Below are 16,809 nucleotides of genomic sequence, written 5' to 3'. Positions count from 1 at the left end.
TCTGGATGTGGTGGTCAGAATTCCGACCAGTCGTCCTCGTCGAGCTTGACCGCTGCGCCGCCACGCGAAGGTGCCGCGCGGGCCGCCCGTGGCTTTGCCGGCGGGGGAGGCGGGGCCGGGGCCGGGGCCGGAGGCGGAGGCGGAGCGGCGACCGGGGCGGCGACCGGGGCGGCTGGCCGGGGGCGCTCATCGGCGATTGCCACCGGTTCGTACGAGGAGGGCGATCTCAAGGCCGGGGCTTCGTCGGAATCGTCGACCTGGGCCGCGTCGAACGCGTCGAAGGCGCCGAAGCCGGAATGACGGGCCGGGGCGGGCGCGTCTTCGAACCGGTCCTCCGCAGCCTGTCCGACCGTGGCGAGCCGGAAGCGCCCGAGCTGGTCGACCAGCGAAAGCGTTTCCGAGGCAAGGTTGCGGGTTCCGGCCGAGCTTTCCTCGACCATGGCCGCGTTCTGCTGGGTGAAGGCGTCCATCGAGCCGACCATGGCCGAGATGTCGGCAATGCCGGCGGCCTGCTGGCCTGCCGCTTCGGCGATCTCCTCGACCAGGGCCGAGACGGCGCTGACTTCGGTGACGATCTGACGCAGCGCCTCGCCGCTGGATTCCACCAGCGCGACGCCGCCGCTGATCTCGTCGGTGCTCTTGCCGATGAGGTCGCGGATCGAGCGCGCGGCATCGGCCGAGCGCTGGGCGAGCGCGCGCACTTCGGTGGCGACGACCGCGAAGCCCTTGCCGGCATCGCCCGCGCGGGCGGCCTCGACCCCGGCATTGAGCGCGAGCAGGTTGGTCTGGAAGGCGATGCCATCGATCACGCCGACAATCTCTGCCATCTCGCGTGAGCTGCTTTCGATGGAGCGCATGGCGGCGACCGCGCGGTTGGCGGTATCGCCCACGCTGTCCGCGGTGTTGCGCGCGACGGTCAGGCGCGAACTCGTCTGGCGCGCGTTGTCGGCGGTGGTCTTCACCGAGCCGGTGAATTCGCTGAGCGTGCGCGAGGTTTCGGCAAGCGAGGTGGCCTGCTGTTCGGTGCGCAGGGCAAGGTCCGTCGCGGCGCTGGCGATTTCGTCGGTGCCGAGCTTGATGGTGTTGCAGCCGTCGACGATCTTGCCGAGCACGCGTTCGAGCGAGGCGACGGCGGCGTTGTAGTCGACATGGAGCTTGGCAAGGGCGCCGCTGCCGTTCTCGGCCACGCGGAAGGTGAGGTCGCCTTCGGCCAGGGCGGTGAGGCCGCTACCGATGGCGTCGATGGTGACCTGCGTCTCGCGCGCGCGGGCCTTTTCTGTTTCGGCGCGGGCGTGATCGGAGGCGAAGACATCGCGGAACTGGTCGAGCGCGCGGGCCAGGCTGCCCAGCTCGTCGGTGCGGCCCAGGCCCGGAACGGCGATGCTGTGGTCGCCGGAGGTCAGGCGGACAACCGCTTCCGACATGTTGACGAGGGGGCGGGCGATGTTGCGCATGAGGAAGACGAGCAGGGAAAGCGCCGCGAGCAGGCCGAGGCCGATGATGCCGAAGGTGAAGGTCCGCGCCGAGGCGTAGATTTCCTCGCTCTGGGCGGAGACGGCATCCGCGGCCTTCTGGTTGACCTCGATCGCGGCGAGGATGGCGTCCTCGACGGCGTAGAAGGAATCGAGGCCTTCGCTGTTGTGCATGGCCTGTGCGCCGGCCTGGTCGCCCGAAAGCGCCATGGCCTGCATGGTCTGGTCCTGTTCAAGCAGGCGAGCCCATGATTCCCTGATCGTGGCGACCGCGCCCTTCTGTTCGGGCGTCGAAGCGAGCTTTTCGAACTGGGCCAGGCTGTCGTCGATGGCAGCCCGTGCGTTGCGCATGAGCTTCTGGCTGCGCTCCATCGCCGCCGGCGAGGTGGCGTTGAGCATCTCGTCCTGCTTGAGGCGGTATTGCGACGTGAAGGCGTGGATATCACCCAGCGTGGCTGCGGCGGGCATCCAGCGGTCCCGCTGCTCCGCCGCGATGACGTTGACTTCACCGATCTTCGATACGGCAAAGAGCCCCATGCCCGCCATCACCGCCAGAAGCAGCGCAAATGCGGATATGAACTTGGCCGAGATATTGAACTTGAACATTTTCATTCCCCGAAAGCCTGTCGGCACGCTGCCTGTCGTAGCGAGGGGAATGGAATCTTAGGTAAGGCTGGTGGCCCGTATTGGTGCGCAGTCGGGGTGCAAGGATTTTAACCAAGAGTATGACCGGCGGGCAACGCGACTTCGCCCCGATCGTCCCCCTGGCGGCGGGTCAGGATGGTAAACGGACGTCAATCGCCCAGCAGGTGCAGGGTAATGCGGCGCCGGTGGGGCGCCCTGCGGTGTTCGCAAAGGTAGATGCCCTGCCATGTGCCCAAAGCCGGGCGGCCGTCGATTACCGGCACGGAAAGGCTGACGCCGGTGAGCACGGACTTTAGATGGGCGGGCATGTCGTCCGGCCCCTCGTCGTCGTGCGCATAGGCCGCATCCTCCGGGGCGACGCGGTCGAGCCAGCGGACGATGTCGTCGCGCACTTCGGCGGCGGCGTTTTCCTGGACGGTGAGCGAGGCCGAGGTGTGGCGGCAGAACAGGGTGAGGAGGCCGGTATTCATCCCCTGCCCCGCAACCCAGCGGGTCACCTCGCGGGTGATTTCGTGCAGGCCCCGGCCGGGGGTGGGGATCAGGAGTTCGGTGGCGGATTGGCGCAATGTCATGCGCCAATCCATACCACGGATCAGTCGGCCCAGTAGAGCCGCATCGGATTGTCGACGAGGAGCTTGCGTTGCAGTTCCTCGGTCGGGGCGATGCGGGGGATCATGTCGACGAGATGGCCGTCGTCGGGGATCTCGGTGTCCATGTTGGGGTGCGGCCAGTCGGTCCCCCACAGGACCCGGTCCTGGTAGTCGGCAACGAGCGGCGCGACGGCATCGGCAAAGGCGTTCCACGGATCGCCCGCGCCGCCTTCCTTGATCGCGTCGAGCCGGTCGGGGCAGGTGGCCTTGAACCAGATGTCGTCGCGGCTGTTCAGGAAGTTGCGGAAGGCCTTCATGTCGGCGCCGTCGGGGCCCTGGCGGACATCGGGGCGGCCCATGTGGTCGATGACCAGCGGCACGGGGATCGCATCCATGAACGGACGCAGTTCCTCGAGGATGTCGGCCTCGAAATAGATCACGACGTGCCAACCCTTGGGCAGGCGCCGGGCGACTTCGAGGAACTTGTCCTTGGGCGCATCGTCGACGAGGCGCTTGAGGAAGTTGAAGCGGATGCCGCGGATGCCGCCTTCGTGGAGAGCCTGGAGGTCCGTCTCCGAGATGGCGGGATCGACGACGGCGACGCCGCGCGCCTTTCCGTTCGACCTGGCGATGGCATCAAGCGTGGCGGCGTTGTCGGTGCCGTGGCAGCTTGCCTGGACGATCACGTTGCGCTCGAAGCCGAGGTGGTCGCGCAGGGCGAAGAGCATGTCGGGGCCGGCGTCCTCGGGCAGGTACTTGGCCTTGGCCGAGAAGGGGAACTGCGCCATCGGGCCGAAGACGTGGCAATGCGCGTCGACCGCGCCCGGCGGCGGGGTGTAGCGCGGCTTCGACGGATTGGCGTGCCAGCTTACGATGCGGTTCTGGTCGGTCATGCGAATACTACTCCATCCATCAGCTTGCGCGCGGTGCGCAGCAGGGCGGCGGTGCGGACTTCGCCCTTGTCGTCCGTCTCGAGGACGCAGCTCATTTCCCCGGTCGGGTGTTCGACCGAGAGCAGCTTGCGGTTGCCCTCCGGGATCTCGGCAACCTCGGCGGCGGGGGAGCCGGGGATGAGGCAGGCGGTGGCGACGCTGACCGCGCCCAGTACGCCGATGGTCGCGTGGGCACGATGGGGGATGAAGCTGCGCACCGTCACCGCGCCGCCGTGCTTGGGAGGCGCGACGAGCATCATCTTGGGGACCGACTTTTCCTTGACGTCGCCGAGGTTCATCATCGGGCCGACAATCAGGCGGATCGCCTCGATCCTGGATTTCAGCTCGGTTGCATTGTCGAGCCAGTCGCGGTCCTCGTAGCCGGTGATGCCGAGGTCCTGCGCCTTCATCACCACGCAGGGCATGCCGTTGTCGATCAGGGTGACGGCAACGCCGTTCACCACGTCGACCGCGTTGCCGGTGGGCAGGAGCGCGCCGCAGGAAGAGCCGGCGGTGTCGCGGAATTCGAGCGGGACGGGGGCGTGCGAGCCGGGGACGCCGTCGATCTTCGCATCGCCCTGGTAGGTGACGTTTCCGCCCGGCGTGCTGACCGTTGCGACGGCGACTTGCCCTGTGTTCTCCATGTAGATCGCGACGCGGGTTTCATCGCCAGTGGCGGCGACAAGGCCGCGCTCGATGGCGAAGGGGCCGACGCCGGCAAGGATGTTGCCGCAGTTCTGCGCGTCGGTGACGATGGCCTGATCGACGAAGACCTGCAGGAACAGGTAATCGACGTCGATGCCGTCGCGGGTGGACTTGGCTACGACCGCGACCTTGCTGGTCAGCGGATCGGCGCCGCCCATGCCGTCGATCTGGACGGGATCGGGGCTGCCCATCATGGCGAGCAGGAAGGCGTCGCGCTGCGCGGTGTCCTGCGGCAGGTCGTCCTTGAGGAAATAGCCGCCCTTCGACGTGCCGCCGCGCATCCACATGCAGGGGGCTGAATGTGAACTCATGCCATTCGCTCCGTTCGTGTCGAGCCCTTCGTCCGGGCTCCTAATAAGCTTCCGGCCCGGGAGGCCGGAAGTCGAGACACCTGCGCGCCCGTGTCTCGACTTCGCTCGACACGAACGGTGGAGGGGCGATTGATGCCCCGCCTGTCCTCAGACGTACTTCAGGCCTTCCTTCTCGAGGCGTTCGCGCATCTTGTACATGTCGAGGCCGAGGACGCCGGCGGCGAGCTTCTCGCGCTTTTCGCCTTCGTTGGCTTCGCGGGCCTGCGCGGCCTTCAGCACTTCGGCAGCCTTTTCACGCGGGACCACGCACACGCCGTCGTCGTCGGCCACGATCACGTCGCCGGGGTTCACCAGCGCGTTGGCGCAGACCACGGGCACGTTGACGCTGCCGAGCGTGTTCTTCACCGTACCCTGCGCGTAGATTGCCTTGGACCAGACGGGGAACTGCATTTCGGTGAGGTCGCGCACGTCGCGCACGCCGGCGTCGATCACGAGGCCGCGGCAACCGCGTGCCTGTGCGCTGGTGGCGAGAAGGTCGCCGAAGTAGCCGTCCTCGCAAGGCGAAGTGGGGCCGAGCAGCAGGATGTCACCGGCCTGGAGCTGTTCGATCGCGACGTGGACCATCCAGTTGTCGCCCGGAGGGGCGCTGATGGTGACGGCGGAGCCAGCGATGCGCGCGCCGCGATAGATCGGGCGCATGTAGGAAGCGAGGAGGCCGGTGCGCCCCTGCGCTTCGTGGACGGTGGCGACGCCGCAGGCGGCAAGGCCGTCGATCACGGCTGGATCGGCACGCTCGATGTTCTGGACGACGATACCCGACATTTCCGGCTCCCGATGAAAGATCTTCGCGCGTTCCATGGAACTGCGGACCGCAGGGAACCAATGCATTGTTTGCCCCGGCCCATAAGGAAATGCTAAGTGATCAGGCATGGCCCTGCACGCGATCAACATCAGGCACATCGCCGCCTTCGCCGCAACGGTGCGCCACGGCAGCGTGACGCGGGCGGCGCGGGCGGTGAACCTGACACAGCCGGCGCTGACCCAGGCCATCGCGCGGCTGGAGGCTGACCTCGGCTGCGCGCTGTTCGAGCGCGGGCCCGCGGGCATGGCGCCGACCGAGCCCGCGCTGCTGCTGGCGCCGCGTGCCGAGGCCGCGATTGCCCATGTCGGTTCGCCGAGGGTGACGGGAACGCAGGTGCGGGCCTTTCTCGCGCTGGCTCGTGCAGGGTCCTATGCCGTGGCGGCGGAGGCGACGGGGCTGTCGTCGGCATCCTTGCACCGTGCGGTGGCGGATCTTTCGGTGGCGCTGGGGCAGCGGCTGGTGGACCGGCGCGGGCGTTCAGTCATGCTGACGCCAGCGGGCGAGCGGCGAGCACGCGGGTTCGGCCTTGCCATGGCGGAACTGCGCTCCGGCCTTGCCGAAGTTGCTGCGTGGCAGGGCAAGGCGGCGGGCCGCGTCGTCGTGGGAGCCATGCCGCTCAGCAGGGCGCGGTGGCTGCCCGCGACGATCCTGCGCTTCGCCGCCGCCTTTCCCGGAGTGGACGTGGCGGTGGTGGAAGGGAGCCACGCCGAGCTTTCCGGGCCGCTGCGCGATGGCGAAGTGGACCTGATGCTCGGCGCGCTTCGCGATGCGTCTTCGCTCGATGACCTGCGGCAAGAGGCGGTGTTCGAGGATCAGCCTGCGCTGGTAATGCGCAGCGGGCATCCCTTGCTGACGGGCGCGGTGGATGGGGCGGCGCTGGCGCGCTTTCCGTGGATACTACCCGCCAGCGACACGCCGCTGCGGCACTACTGGGAAGGCATGATGCGCTCCGCCGGGGCCGAGCCGCCGCACGTGGGGATCGAGTGCGGATCGGTGCTGACGGTTCGGCAATTGCTGCTGGGATCGGATGCGCTGACGCTGCTTTCCCCGGCGCAACTGGCGGTGGAACTGGATGCGGGCGTCCTTGCCACGCTGCCGCCGCCGGTGCCGGTCATGCGGACCATCGGCATCACTACGCGCGAGGGTTGGCGGCCGACCGCGCCGCAGGCGGCCTTCGCGGCCCTCCTGCGCGAAGTGGCCGCAGAAGGCTTTGCATAAATTTATACCTTGGGCGATGTTTGCATTTGTTCCTTTGGCGCGGCCGACGCAGGACCGCTGCCATGGAGAGCGTTCCTGAGTTCACAATCGCCCTGATCGGCTTCGGTGAGGCCGGGTCGACCTTTGCCAAGGCCGCCGGCTGGGAATCGGCCGCGCTGGCGTTCGACCTGCTGCCCGCGCGCCGCAAGGTGATGGAAGAGGCGGGCGTCGTTGCCTGTGCGACGGCCGAGGATGCGCTGTCCGACGCGGATATCGTGCTGTCGCTGGTCACGGCGGATTCGGCCTTGCCGGCGGCGCAGGACTTTGCCGACCTGCTCAAGGCGGGCGCGATCTGGTGCGACATGAATTCGGTGGCGCCCGATACCAAGCGTGCGGCGGCAAGGGCCATCGAGGCAGCCGGCGGGCGCTATGTCGACGTGGCGGTCCTGGCACCGGTGAACCCCGCGCGGATGAACGTGCCGCTGCTGATCTCGGGCCCCGATGCGACCGAAGCCGAGGCGCGGCTGCGCGCGGCAGGCTTTGCCAAGACGAGGGTGGTCGGCGACGAGGTGGGCCGCGCCAGCGCGATCAAGATGATCCGCTCGGTCATGGTCAAGGGCATCGAGGCGCTGACCGCCGAGATGATGCTGGCGGCGACCAGGGCGGGCGTGGTGGACGAGGTGCTGTCCTCGCTCGACGCCAGCGAGAAGCACGAGAGCTGGTTCGTGCGCGCGGAATACAACATCGAGCGGATGACGACCCACGGGCTCCGCCGCGCCGCAGAGATGGAAGAGTCAGCCAAGACGCTGGAATCGCTGGGCGTCGAGCCGGTGATGACCGGCGGGACGGTGAGGCGCCAGCGCGAGCAGGCGGGCAAGACCATAGAGTTCAAACTTGAGAGGACTGAAGTCGCATGACCATGATCATCGACTGCCACGGTCACTACACCGTGCTGCCGAAGGCGCACGACGAGTGGCGCGAGAAGCAGAAGGCCGCATTCAAGGCCGGGACCGAGTGCCCGCCCTATCCCGAGATCTCAGACGACGAGATCCGCGAGACGATCGAGAGCAACCAGTTGCGCCTGCTCAAGGAGCGCGGCGCGGACATGACGATCTTTTCCCCCCGCGCGAGCGCGATGGCGCCGCATGTGGGCGACCAGTCGGTCGCGGTGAAGTGGGCGCAGGTCTGCAACGACCTGATCGCGCGCGTGGTCCGGCTCTACCCCGAGACCTTCGCGGGCGTGTGCATGCTGCCGCAGTCGCCGGAAGCGGACATGACCAGCTCCATCGCGGAGCTGGAGCGCTGCGTGAACGAACTGGGCTTCATCGGCTGCAACCTCAATCCCGATCCGGGCGGCGGGCACTTCAAGCATCCTCCCCTGACGGACGAATACTGGTTCCCGTTCTACGAGAAGATGGTCGAGCTGGACGTTCCGGCGATGATCCACGTCTCGGGTTCGTGCAACCCGGCGATGCACGCGACAGGCGGCTACTACATCGCGGCCGACACCATCGCGTTCATGCAGCTTCTGGAGGGCGACCTGTTCAGCAGGTTCCCGACCCTGCGCTTCATCATCCCGCATGGCGGCGGCGCGGTGCCCTATCACTGGGGACGCTATCGCGGGCTGGCCGACATGCTGAAGAAGCCCGGCCTCGACACGCACCTGATGAACAACGTGTTCTTCGACACCTGCGTCTATCACCAGCCCGGGATCAACCTGCTGGCCGACGTGATCGAGAACAAGAACATCCTGTTCGGATCGGAAATGGTCGGCGCGGTGCGCGGGATCGATCCGACGACCGGGTTCTATTTCGACGACACCAAGCGCTATGTCGACGCGCTCGACATCAGCGATGCTGAACGCCACGCGATCTTCGAGGGCAACGCGCGCCGCGTGTTCCCGCGCCTCGACGCCAAGCTGAAGGAGAGGGGCCTGTGACTGACAACAGCTCGACCGATAAGCCCAAGCCTGTGCAGAACATCCACGAGTACCTCGCCGAGTTCGAGGACATCCCCGGCACGCGCATCTATACCGCTGCCCGCGCCCGCAAGGGGTACTGGATCAACCAGTTCGCGATGAGCCTGATGAAGCCGGAGAACCGCGAGCGGTTCAAGGCGAACGAGCGGGCCTATCTTGACGAATGGAAGATCAGCGAGGAGGCCAAGGAAGCGCTGCTCGCGCGGGACTACAACCGCCTGCTCGACCTTGGCGGCAACGTCTATTTCCTGTCGAAGCTGTTCTCCTCGGACGGACTGCCGTTCGCCGAGGCGGTCAGCACGATGACCGACATGACCTGGCCGGAATACCGCCAGATGATGCTGGACGGCGGACGCAAGCCCGAAGGCAACCGATCGATCAAGGGAGGCTATTGATATGGCCCGCATAACCGCTGGCGTTGGCTCCAGCCACGTTCCGCTGCTGGGTGTCGCTGTTGATCAGGGCAAGTGGCAGGACGACTATTTCGGCCCGATCTTCAAGGGTTATGAATGGACCCGCGAATGGGAAAAGCGCGAGAAGCCCGATGTGGTCATTCTGGTCTACAACGACCACGCTTCGGCATTCGACGCGAACATCATCCCGACCTTCGCAATCGGCTGCGGCGAGCACTACAAGTCGGCCGATGAAGGCTGGGGCCCGCGCCCGGTGCCCGACGTGGAAGGCCATGCCGACCTTGCCTGGCACATCGCGCAGAGCCTGATCCTCGACGATTTCGACATGACCATCATCAACGAGATGGATGTGGACCACGGCCTGACCGTGCCGCTCTCGATGATGTTCGGCCAGCCCGAGAAGTGGCCGTGCAAGGTCGTGCCGCTGGCGGTGAACGTCGTCACCTATCCGGTGCCGTCGGGCAACCGCTGCTGGGCGCTGGGCGAGGCGATCGCCCGCGCGGTGGAAAGCTTCCCCGAGGACCTCAACGTGCAGATCTGGGGCACGGGCGGCATGAGCCACCAGCTCCAGGGCCCGCGCGCCGGCCTGCTCAACCGCGAGTGGGACAACAAGTTCCTCGACATGCTGGAATCGGACAACGACGATGTCCGCTACATTCCGCATATCGAATACCTGCGCGAGACCGGCTCGGAAGGCATCGAGATGGTCATGTGGCTGATCATGCGCGGCGCGCTCGGCAAGAAGGTCAAGCGCCTGAACCGCCATTACCACATTCCCTGCAGCAACACCGCGATCGGGCACATCGTGCTCGAGCCCGCGGACTGACTGACCAGACAGGAGTAGTACCCATGCGTATCGCACTGGCCGGGGCGGGAGCCTTCGGCGAAAAGCACCTCGATGGCCTGAAGAACATCGATGGCGTCGAGATCACCTCGATCATCAGCCGTACCGGCGAGCAGGCTGCGGCCGTCGCCGCCAAGTATGGCGCGAAGCATTCCTCGACCGAGCTCGAGGATGCCCTGGCGCGCGACGACGTCGACGCGGTGATCCTGTGCACGCCGACGCAGATGCACGCATCGCAGGCCATCGCCTGCATGAAGGCGGGCAAGCACGTGCAGGTCGAGATCCCGCTGGCCGACAGCTGGGCGGATTCGCAGGAAGTTCTGCGGGTGCAGCAGGAAACGGGCAAGGTCTGCATGGTCGGCCATACCCGCCGCTTCAATCCGAGCCACCAGTTCGTGCACAACCGGATCAAGGCGGGCGAGTTCAACGTCCAGCAGATGGACGTGCAGACCTACTTCTTCCGCCGCAAGAACATCAACGCCAAGGGCGAGCCGCGTTCGTGGACCGACCACCTGTTGTGGCACCACGCCGCGCACACGGTGGACCTGTTCGCCTACCAGGCGGGCAGGATCGTCAAGGCCAATGCGGTGGAAGGGCCGATCCATCCCGAGCTTGGCATCGCGATGGACATGTCGATCCAGCTCAAGAGCGAGACCGGCGCGATCTGCACCCTGTCGCTTTCGTTCAACAACGACGGGCCGCTGGGCACCTTCTTCCGCTACATCGGCGATACCGCGACCTACATCGCGCGCTACGACGACCTGGTGAATGGCAAGGAGGAGCCGATCGACGTGTCCAAGGTCGACGTCAGCATGAACGGCATCGAATTGCAGGACCGCGAATTCGTCGCCGCGATCCGCGAGGGGCGCGAGCCGAACAGCTCGGTGCAGAAGGTCTTCGACTGCTACCGCGTGCTGGGCGAGCTGGAGCAGCAGCTGGCCAAGGGTTGATTTGAGGAAGGGCCCGCTGGAAACGGCGGGCCTTTTTCGTTGGGGGGGCGTTTTCCAGCCTCGCTCATCGCAAAGACGAATGAATTGAATGCACGGACCCGCGCGACAAGCGGGCCGGGCGAGGAGAGCATGATGGAAGCGCTGATTGCCTATTCGGGGCGCCGGTTCGCGCGGCCGCATTACTATGCCAATGCCCACGAACGGGACGAGGTGGACATCGTGCCGGTGCAGATGGCCATGCACGATGCGCGCGCCGCCGGCACCGGAATCGACCGCGAAGGCTTCCAGATCGTGAAGCACACCAGCGCGGTGACCGACTTTGCCGACCGCGAGCAGGTGGCCCGCATCCACATGCGCGAGATCGAGGAACTGGTCCGGGCCGAGACCGGGGCGGACATGGTCCATGTCGGCGCGCCGGGGCTGCTGCGCTTTTCGGAGAAGAGCGGCAGGGCCGGGAGCCTCAACAATTCGATGCCCGCCCGCTTTGCCCACATCGACATTTCCGACCGCACCGCGCAGGCGTTCGGCGAGCGGGGCGCGAACGGGCGGCCTTTCGTGCGCTGCGCCGCCTACAACGTGTGGCGCGCAATCTCTCCGCCCCCGCAGGACGTGCCGCTGGCGTTCTGCGACGCGCGCAGCCTTGCGCCCGGAGACCTGATCGAGGCGGACGCGGTGTTCGACGAACCGGGCAAGCCGGAATGGTCGTTCGAAGGGCTGGTCGTGGCCCACAATCCCGCGCACCGCTGGTACTTCTTTCCGGATATGCGGATCGACGAGGCGGTGCTGTTCAAGACCAACGACAGCGATCCGGCCCGCGCGCACCATGTGCCGCACGTGGCCTTCGACCTGCCCGATTGCCCGGCCGATGCCCCCCCGCGCGTCAGCATCGAAATGCGCGCTACGGCCTACTGGTGGGCTTGATCTCGGGGAGGGAAACGCTACAAGAACGATAACAATTGATAGGGTGAGGTTCTTGCCATGGGCGCTTTTCCGCAGACGATCTATTTCACCGGCGCGAATGCGCCGGTCGGCGAGGAACCGGACCTCCGCGGCCTGAAGGTGGAAGGCGATCTGCCCGCCGAAGTGCGCGGCAGCTTCTATCGCGCCATCCCCGATCCCGCGTTTCCGCCCAGGTTCGAGAACGACCACACCCTGTCCGGCGACGGCATGGTCAGCCGCCTTTCGTTCAACGGCGACGGCACGGCGGACTTCATCCAGAAGTACGTCGAGACGGCGCGCTACAAGGCGGAGAAGGCTGCGGGCAAGGCGCTGTTCGGCAAGTACCGCAATCCGTTCACCGACGATCCGGAAGTGCAAGGCGTGGACCGCACCGTGGCGAACACCACGCCGGTCTGGCACGCGGGCCGGATGCTGATGGCCAAGGAAGACGGTCGGCCCTATCGCGTCGACCCCCGGACCCTGGCGACGATCGGCTCCTACGATTTCGGCGGCGCGCTCAAGAGCGAGACGATGACCGCGCACGTACGGATCGACGCTGGGACGGGCGAGCTGTTCTTCTATGGCTACGAGGCGGACGGCCAGGCTTCGACCAAGGTGGCGTACTGCATTGTCGGCCCGGATGGCGAACTGAAGCGCGAGCAGTGGTTCGATGCGCCCTATTGCGCGATGATGCACGATTTCACGATCAGCGAGAACTATGCGCTGTTCCCGATCTACCCGACCACGGCGGACCTCGACCGGCTGAAGGCGGGCGGGGAGCATTGGCACCACCAGCCGGAGCTGGACTCGTGGCTGGGCGTGATGCCGCGCTATGGCGATGTTTCGGAGATCAAGTGGTTCAAGGGCCCCAAGGGGTGCCATTCGTACCACATGATGAATGCGTGGGAGGATGCCGACGGCATGCTCCACTTCGACGCCTGCCTCAACAATACCAACGCCTTCGCCTTCATCCGCGAACCGTCGGGCATCCACATGGGGCCGCAGGATATCAAGGGCGCGCTGACACGCTGGACTGTCGATCCCCGGGCCGATGGCGGCGACGTGGTGGAGACTGTCATCGGGCCTCCGGGCGATTTCCCGGTGATCCCGGCGAAGTTGCAGGGGCGCCCGTACAAGACCGGCTGGATGCTGAGCATGAATCCCGAACTTCAGGGGCCGCCGCTCTTCGCCGGGCCGGTCGGGGTTAGCTTCAACCTGCTGCTGCGACTGGACGGGATGGACACGCCCGCGCCGCAGGTCACGGGCGCGCTGGCGCTGCCGCCGATGGCGGGTTTCAACGAGCCGGTGCATGTGCCTGCCGCCGATCCCGCGAAGGACGGCTGGCTGGTATTCCTTGTCGACCAGCAGGTTGGCGACAATCAGTTCGTGCACGAAGCCTGGGTTGTCGATGCGGGGAACATCGGCGCGGGCGCTGTGGCCAAGGTGCACATCCCGACGCGGCTGCGACCCCAGGTCCACGGCTGGTGGGTGCCCCAGGCGCAACTGGACGCGCTTGAAGGCTCCGCAGCGTGAGCCGCATCGTCATTACCGGAGCCTCGGGCAACTATGGCCGGGGCGTGACGGACCGCCTGATCGCGCAGGGGCGCGCCGAAGACCTGATCCTCATCACGCGCAAGCCCGAGAAGCTGGCCGACCGGGCAGCACAGGGCTGCACCGTGCGCTATGGCGATTTCGACAAGCCGGAAACGCTGGCGGAGGCGGTGCAGGGGGCGGAGCGGATGCTGCTGATCTCGGGCACGCGGGTCGGCGCGCGGGTGGTTCAGCACAAGGCGGCGATCGACGCGGCGGCAGCGGCGGGCGTGGCGCACCTGGTCTACACCAGCTTCATCGGTATCGACGATCCGGCGAACCCCGCCGAAGTGCGGCACGATCATATCGAGACCGAAGCCCTGATGAAGGCCTCGGGTTGCGCGTGGACAATGCTGCGCGATGCGCACTATGCCGATGCGATGATCCTGATGGCAGGACCCGGCGTGATGCAGAGCGGCAAGTGGTTCTCCAATGCCGGAGAGGGCCGCGAGGCGATGGTCTGGCGCGACGACTGCATCGAAAGCGCGGTGGCGGTGCTGACCGGCGAGGGCCATCAGGGCCAGGTCTACAACATCACCGGGCCGGAATTGCAGACCTTCCGCGAGGTGGCGGCCATGATGGCCGAGGTGACGGGGCGTCCGGTGGAGTACGTCTCGCTCGACGACGAGGGCCAGTACGCGATGTTCGACGCCATGGGCATCCCGCGCCGCCCGGTGGACGACAGCGAGGTCAACGGCATCCCGTGGAACAGCGACGACATGGTCACCTTCGGCCGCGCGATCCGGGAGGGATTCCTCGAACTGTGCACCGACGACGTTGAGCGCCTGACCGGCCGCAAGGCGCGCTCGGTGCGGCAGATGATCGAGGACAACGCGGAGTTGCTGCGGGGGGCGTGAGGGAGTTCGATGCTTCCTGGCTCGCCATTCCGGGCTTGATGCGGGGTGACGGAGTTGGGGACTGTCGGGTTTTGCAGGTTAACGGAGGCAAAATCACCGCTCAGTGTGATTTCGACCATGTTGACGAGAGAATTTCGGCTTCTGGCCAAAAGCCCTTCGAATCTGCCGGGCAAGTTTGAGGAACGCACTGGGCAACAGCTGATGACTGCTTGGTGGTGGAAAGCGGACATATCCTCCACCAACCCCCCGTCGCCCCGTGCTTGACACGGGGCTTGGCTTTTCTTGCGACCCCGCGTTTGGCATGATGGCCGGATGGAAAGGGGTGGCTGGGTCTACATCATGGCAAACCGCTATCGTGGCGGGATGTACGTTGGTGTTACCTCCGATCTCATTCGGCGCGTGTGGCAGCATCGTGAAGGTGTAGGCTCAAGCCACGTGGACGACTTTGGTAAGACGAGGCTGGTCTACGCCGAGCGCCACGAAGAGATCGAACCCGCCATCGCCCGCGAGAAACTGGTCAAGAAATGGCGCCGGGAATGGAAATTCGCGCTGATCGAAGCAGGCAATCCCGATTGGTTGGACCTCTGGGAGCAGTGGTATCCGGCGGCGATGGCTTTGCGGGGCGTCGTTGAAAGGTAGCCAAGCCCCGTGTCAAGCACGGGGCGACGAACGTGTTGCGTTGCGGTGGCGTTCACGTCCGCCAAGTTGTCGTGACCGGAACGGCGGCTTTCACAGCGCAATCGCGCGAAAGCCGTCCCGCACCTTCACAGATTCGCCTTGAACAGCGCCAGCATCCGCCCCCACGCCTTTTCCGCCTGGGTGCGATCGTAGATCGGAGCGTCTATGGTGCACCAGCCGTGCTGGGCGGGGTATACCTCGATTTCGGCGGGGCGCCGGGCGGCATCGGCGGCCTTGCGGAGCTGGGTCTTTTCCTTTGGCGCGCGTTCGTCGTCGTTCTGGGCGATGGCTATGAGATAGGCGGCGCTCGTCTTTGCCAGCAGGTTGATCGGGGCATCGGGCTCGGGGCCGACGAGGCCGGCGCCGTGGAACGAGGCGGCGGCGCCGACGCGGGCGGGGCTTGCGAAGGCGGTGCGCACGGCGAAGGGGCCGCCCATGCAATAGCCGCACGAGCCGATCTTCTTCCTGGTGTGGACTTCCTTCTGGCCATCGAGCCAGGCGACGAAGGCCGCGGCATCCGACACCGTGCCCGAGGGTGTGATCGCCGCGATCATCGGTTTGAGCTTCTTCTGCCCCGCGTCGGACCGCCATTCCATCAGCGAGCCCAGGATCGGGGCGGGGCTGGAGCGGTAGTACTGGTTCACCACCAGCACGGCGTAACCGGCGGCGGCAAGGCGGGTGCCCATGGTCTTGTAGGCATCGCGCAGGCCGGCGATGTCGGGCCACATGATGACGGCCGCATGTCTGCCCTTCCTGGGGTAGACGAAGAAGGCGTCGGCCTTTCCGTGCGGCGTGTCGATCACCACGTCGCGGCTGGCGGTGGCCGATTCGCCCGCCGTCGCGCAGCCGGGCAAGGCGGCGAGCGCGGCCACTCCGGCGCCGATCGCGGCAAATTCGCGGCGGTTCAGGGCCCACTGGTCGTTTTCGGCTTCGGTGAATTCATCGCACATGGGGAGCGTTCCCTGTCTGGCCTGTGTGCAAAGAGAGTACAGCGCGGCGATCCGCAGGCAAGGTGTCCCGAGGCCTCATTTTTCCTCTCGCGTTCGGCGTGATATTTGTTAGTGTTGCTTACAAATTACCGACTTGGGAGAGTCTGACGATGACCGATGTGAACGCCAGTAGCGAAAGCCGTCTGGCCGCGCTCGAAGCGCGCGTGACCGAGCTGGAGGACCTCAACGCGATCCGCCGGTTGCAGTGGGCCTATGGCTACTACATCGACTACAACCGGCCCGAGGAAGTGGCGGGGCTGTTCGCGAAGGATGGCGCGGTCGTGTTCCTTTCCGGCGAATATGTCGGCTACGAAGGGGTGATGCGGCTCTACGGAACCTGGTTCCAGAACCTGTTCACCGGCGGGCGACGCGGGCCGGTGCATGGCCTGCTGCTCGACCATTTCCAGTTGCAGGACGTGATCACCATCGCGCCCGATGGCCAGACCGCCAAGGGCCGTTTCCGGGGCATCCTTGCGGGCGGGTGGCATGACGACATCGTCAAGGACAAGCCCGAGGGCATGCCGCAGCAGTTCTGGGAAAGCGGCATCTACGAGAACGACTACGTCAAGGAAGACGGGGTCTGGAAGATCAAGCGGCTGGACTACATGATGCAGTGGCAGGCCGACTACGAGACCGGTTGGTCCAAGACCATCGCGCATCTCCAGCCGGCGGCAGTGTGCTTCCCCGAGAACCCGATCGGGCCTGACCGCCTGTTGCCCGAAACGGAAGTGCGCCAGACCTGGCCGCACCGCGCCGAAGTGCCGATGAGCTTTGCCCACCCGGTTCTGGCCAAGGCCTTTGCCGTGGGCGAGTTCACCAAGCTTCAGAAGAAGTGGCCCTGAGCGCCTGAGGCGCGG

The 16,809-nt window shown here is 66.2% G+C and carries 17 protein-coding genes; 11 read left to right on the top strand and 6 right to left on the bottom strand.

Going from position 1 to position 16,809, the window contains the following annotated elements; genetic code table 11:
* Positions 1-14 precede the first annotated feature (14 nt).
* The 5 genes from SARO_RS14310 to ligK form a co-directional block, all read right to left on the bottom strand.
* Positions 15-2,078: a methyl-accepting chemotaxis protein gene (locus tag SARO_RS14310; protein ID WP_011446461.1), complete on the bottom strand. Its 2,064-nt coding sequence runs from the start codon at positions 2,076-2,078 to the stop codon at positions 15-17.
* Between the two features lie 188 nt (positions 2,079-2,266).
* Positions 2,267-2,683, bottom strand: a complete 417-nt coding sequence (locus tag SARO_RS14305; protein WP_041551258.1) for a secondary thiamine-phosphate synthase enzyme YjbQ — start codon at positions 2,681-2,683, stop codon at positions 2,267-2,269.
* Between the two features lie 26 nt (positions 2,684-2,709).
* Complete coding sequence (locus SARO_RS14300) at positions 2,710-3,600, bottom strand: amidohydrolase family protein (protein WP_011446459.1); 891 nt, start codon at positions 3,598-3,600, stop codon at positions 2,710-2,712.
* A complete protein-coding gene (locus SARO_RS14295; RefSeq protein ID WP_011446458.1) occupies positions 3,597-4,655 on the bottom strand; it encodes a 4-oxalomesaconate tautomerase in 1,059 nt (352 codons plus the stop codon). The genes SARO_RS14300 and SARO_RS14295 overlap by 4 nt, the downstream gene beginning before the upstream one ends.
* Before the next feature lie 147 nt (positions 4,656-4,802).
* A complete protein-coding gene (gene ligK, locus SARO_RS14290; protein WP_041551256.1) occupies positions 4,803-5,477 on the bottom strand; it encodes a 4-carboxy-4-hydroxy-2-oxoadipate aldolase/oxaloacetate decarboxylase in 675 nt (224 codons plus the stop codon).
* Positions 5,478-5,583: 106 nt separating this feature from the next.
* On the opposite strand from ligK, the gene SARO_RS14285 reads away from it, so the two are divergent.
* The 10 genes from SARO_RS14285 to SARO_RS14240 all read left to right on the top strand — a co-directional run bounded on the left by SARO_RS14285 (position 5,584) and on the right by SARO_RS14240 (position 14,924).
* Positions 5,584-6,735 (top strand): LysR family transcriptional regulator, encoded by a 1,152-nt coding sequence (locus SARO_RS14285; RefSeq protein ID WP_011446456.1) that lies wholly within the window; start codon positions 5,584-5,586, stop codon positions 6,733-6,735.
* Between the two features lie 62 nt (positions 6,736-6,797).
* Positions 6,798-7,631 (top strand): NAD(P)-dependent oxidoreductase, encoded by an 834-nt coding sequence (locus tag SARO_RS14280; protein ID WP_011446455.1) that lies wholly within the window; start codon positions 6,798-6,800, stop codon positions 7,629-7,631.
* Positions 7,628-8,653 carry an amidohydrolase family protein gene (locus SARO_RS14275; protein WP_011446454.1) on the top strand — a complete coding sequence of 342 codons (1,026 nt, stop codon included), beginning with the start codon at positions 7,628-7,630 and terminating at the stop codon, positions 8,651-8,653. Before SARO_RS14280 ends, SARO_RS14275 begins: the two co-directional genes overlap by 4 nt.
* Positions 8,650-9,087 carry a protocatechuate 4,5-dioxygenase subunit alpha gene (ligA, locus tag SARO_RS14270; protein ID WP_011446453.1) on the top strand — a complete coding sequence of 146 codons (438 nt, stop codon included), beginning with the start codon at positions 8,650-8,652 and terminating at the stop codon, positions 9,085-9,087. The genes SARO_RS14275 and ligA overlap by 4 nt, the downstream gene beginning before the upstream one ends.
* Before the next feature lies 1 nt (position 9,088).
* Positions 9,089-9,931, top strand: coding sequence for a class III extradiol dioxygenase subunit beta (locus tag SARO_RS14265; RefSeq protein ID WP_011446452.1), 843 nt, complete (start codon positions 9,089-9,091; stop codon positions 9,929-9,931).
* A 23-nt stretch (positions 9,932-9,954) separates the two neighbouring features.
* Complete coding sequence (locus SARO_RS14260; protein WP_011446451.1) at positions 9,955-10,899, top strand: Gfo/Idh/MocA family oxidoreductase; 945 nt, start codon at positions 9,955-9,957, stop codon at positions 10,897-10,899.
* Between the two features lie 132 nt (positions 10,900-11,031).
* Entirely contained in the window at positions 11,032-11,820 is a 789-nt protein-coding gene (locus tag SARO_RS14255; protein WP_011446450.1) for a CmcJ/NvfI family oxidoreductase, read from the top strand.
* A 57-nt stretch (positions 11,821-11,877) separates the two neighbouring features.
* Positions 11,878-13,371 carry a carotenoid oxygenase family protein gene (locus SARO_RS14250; protein ID WP_011446449.1) on the top strand — a complete coding sequence of 498 codons (1,494 nt, stop codon included), beginning with the start codon at positions 11,878-11,880 and terminating at the stop codon, positions 13,369-13,371.
* Positions 13,368-14,285, top strand: coding sequence for an SDR family oxidoreductase (locus SARO_RS14245; protein ID WP_011446448.1), 918 nt, complete (start codon positions 13,368-13,370; stop codon positions 14,283-14,285). The genes SARO_RS14250 and SARO_RS14245 overlap by 4 nt, the downstream gene beginning before the upstream one ends.
* Before the next feature lie 312 nt (positions 14,286-14,597).
* A complete protein-coding gene (locus tag SARO_RS14240; RefSeq protein WP_041550427.1) occupies positions 14,598-14,924 on the top strand; it encodes a GIY-YIG nuclease family protein in 327 nt (108 codons plus the stop codon).
* A 125-nt stretch (positions 14,925-15,049) separates the two neighbouring features.
* Here SARO_RS14240 and SARO_RS14235 read toward each other — a convergent pair whose 3' ends face one another.
* Positions 15,050-15,913, bottom strand: coding sequence for a dienelactone hydrolase family protein (locus SARO_RS14235; protein WP_011446446.1), 864 nt, complete (start codon positions 15,911-15,913; stop codon positions 15,050-15,052).
* 149 nt (positions 15,914-16,062) lie between these two features.
* Between SARO_RS14235 and SARO_RS14230 the strand changes: the two genes are divergently transcribed.
* Complete coding sequence (locus SARO_RS14230) at positions 16,063-16,794, top strand: nuclear transport factor 2 family protein (RefSeq protein WP_011446445.1); 732 nt, start codon at positions 16,063-16,065, stop codon at positions 16,792-16,794.
* Positions 16,795-16,809 lie beyond the last annotated feature (15 nt).

It is taken from the genome of Novosphingobium aromaticivorans DSM 12444 (assembly GCF_000013325.1).
Lineage (GTDB): Bacteria > Pseudomonadota > Alphaproteobacteria > Sphingomonadales > Sphingomonadaceae > Novosphingobium > Novosphingobium aromaticivorans.
Note: the sequence above shows the minus strand (reverse complement) of the source record. Positions and strands in the feature narration are given on the sequence as shown.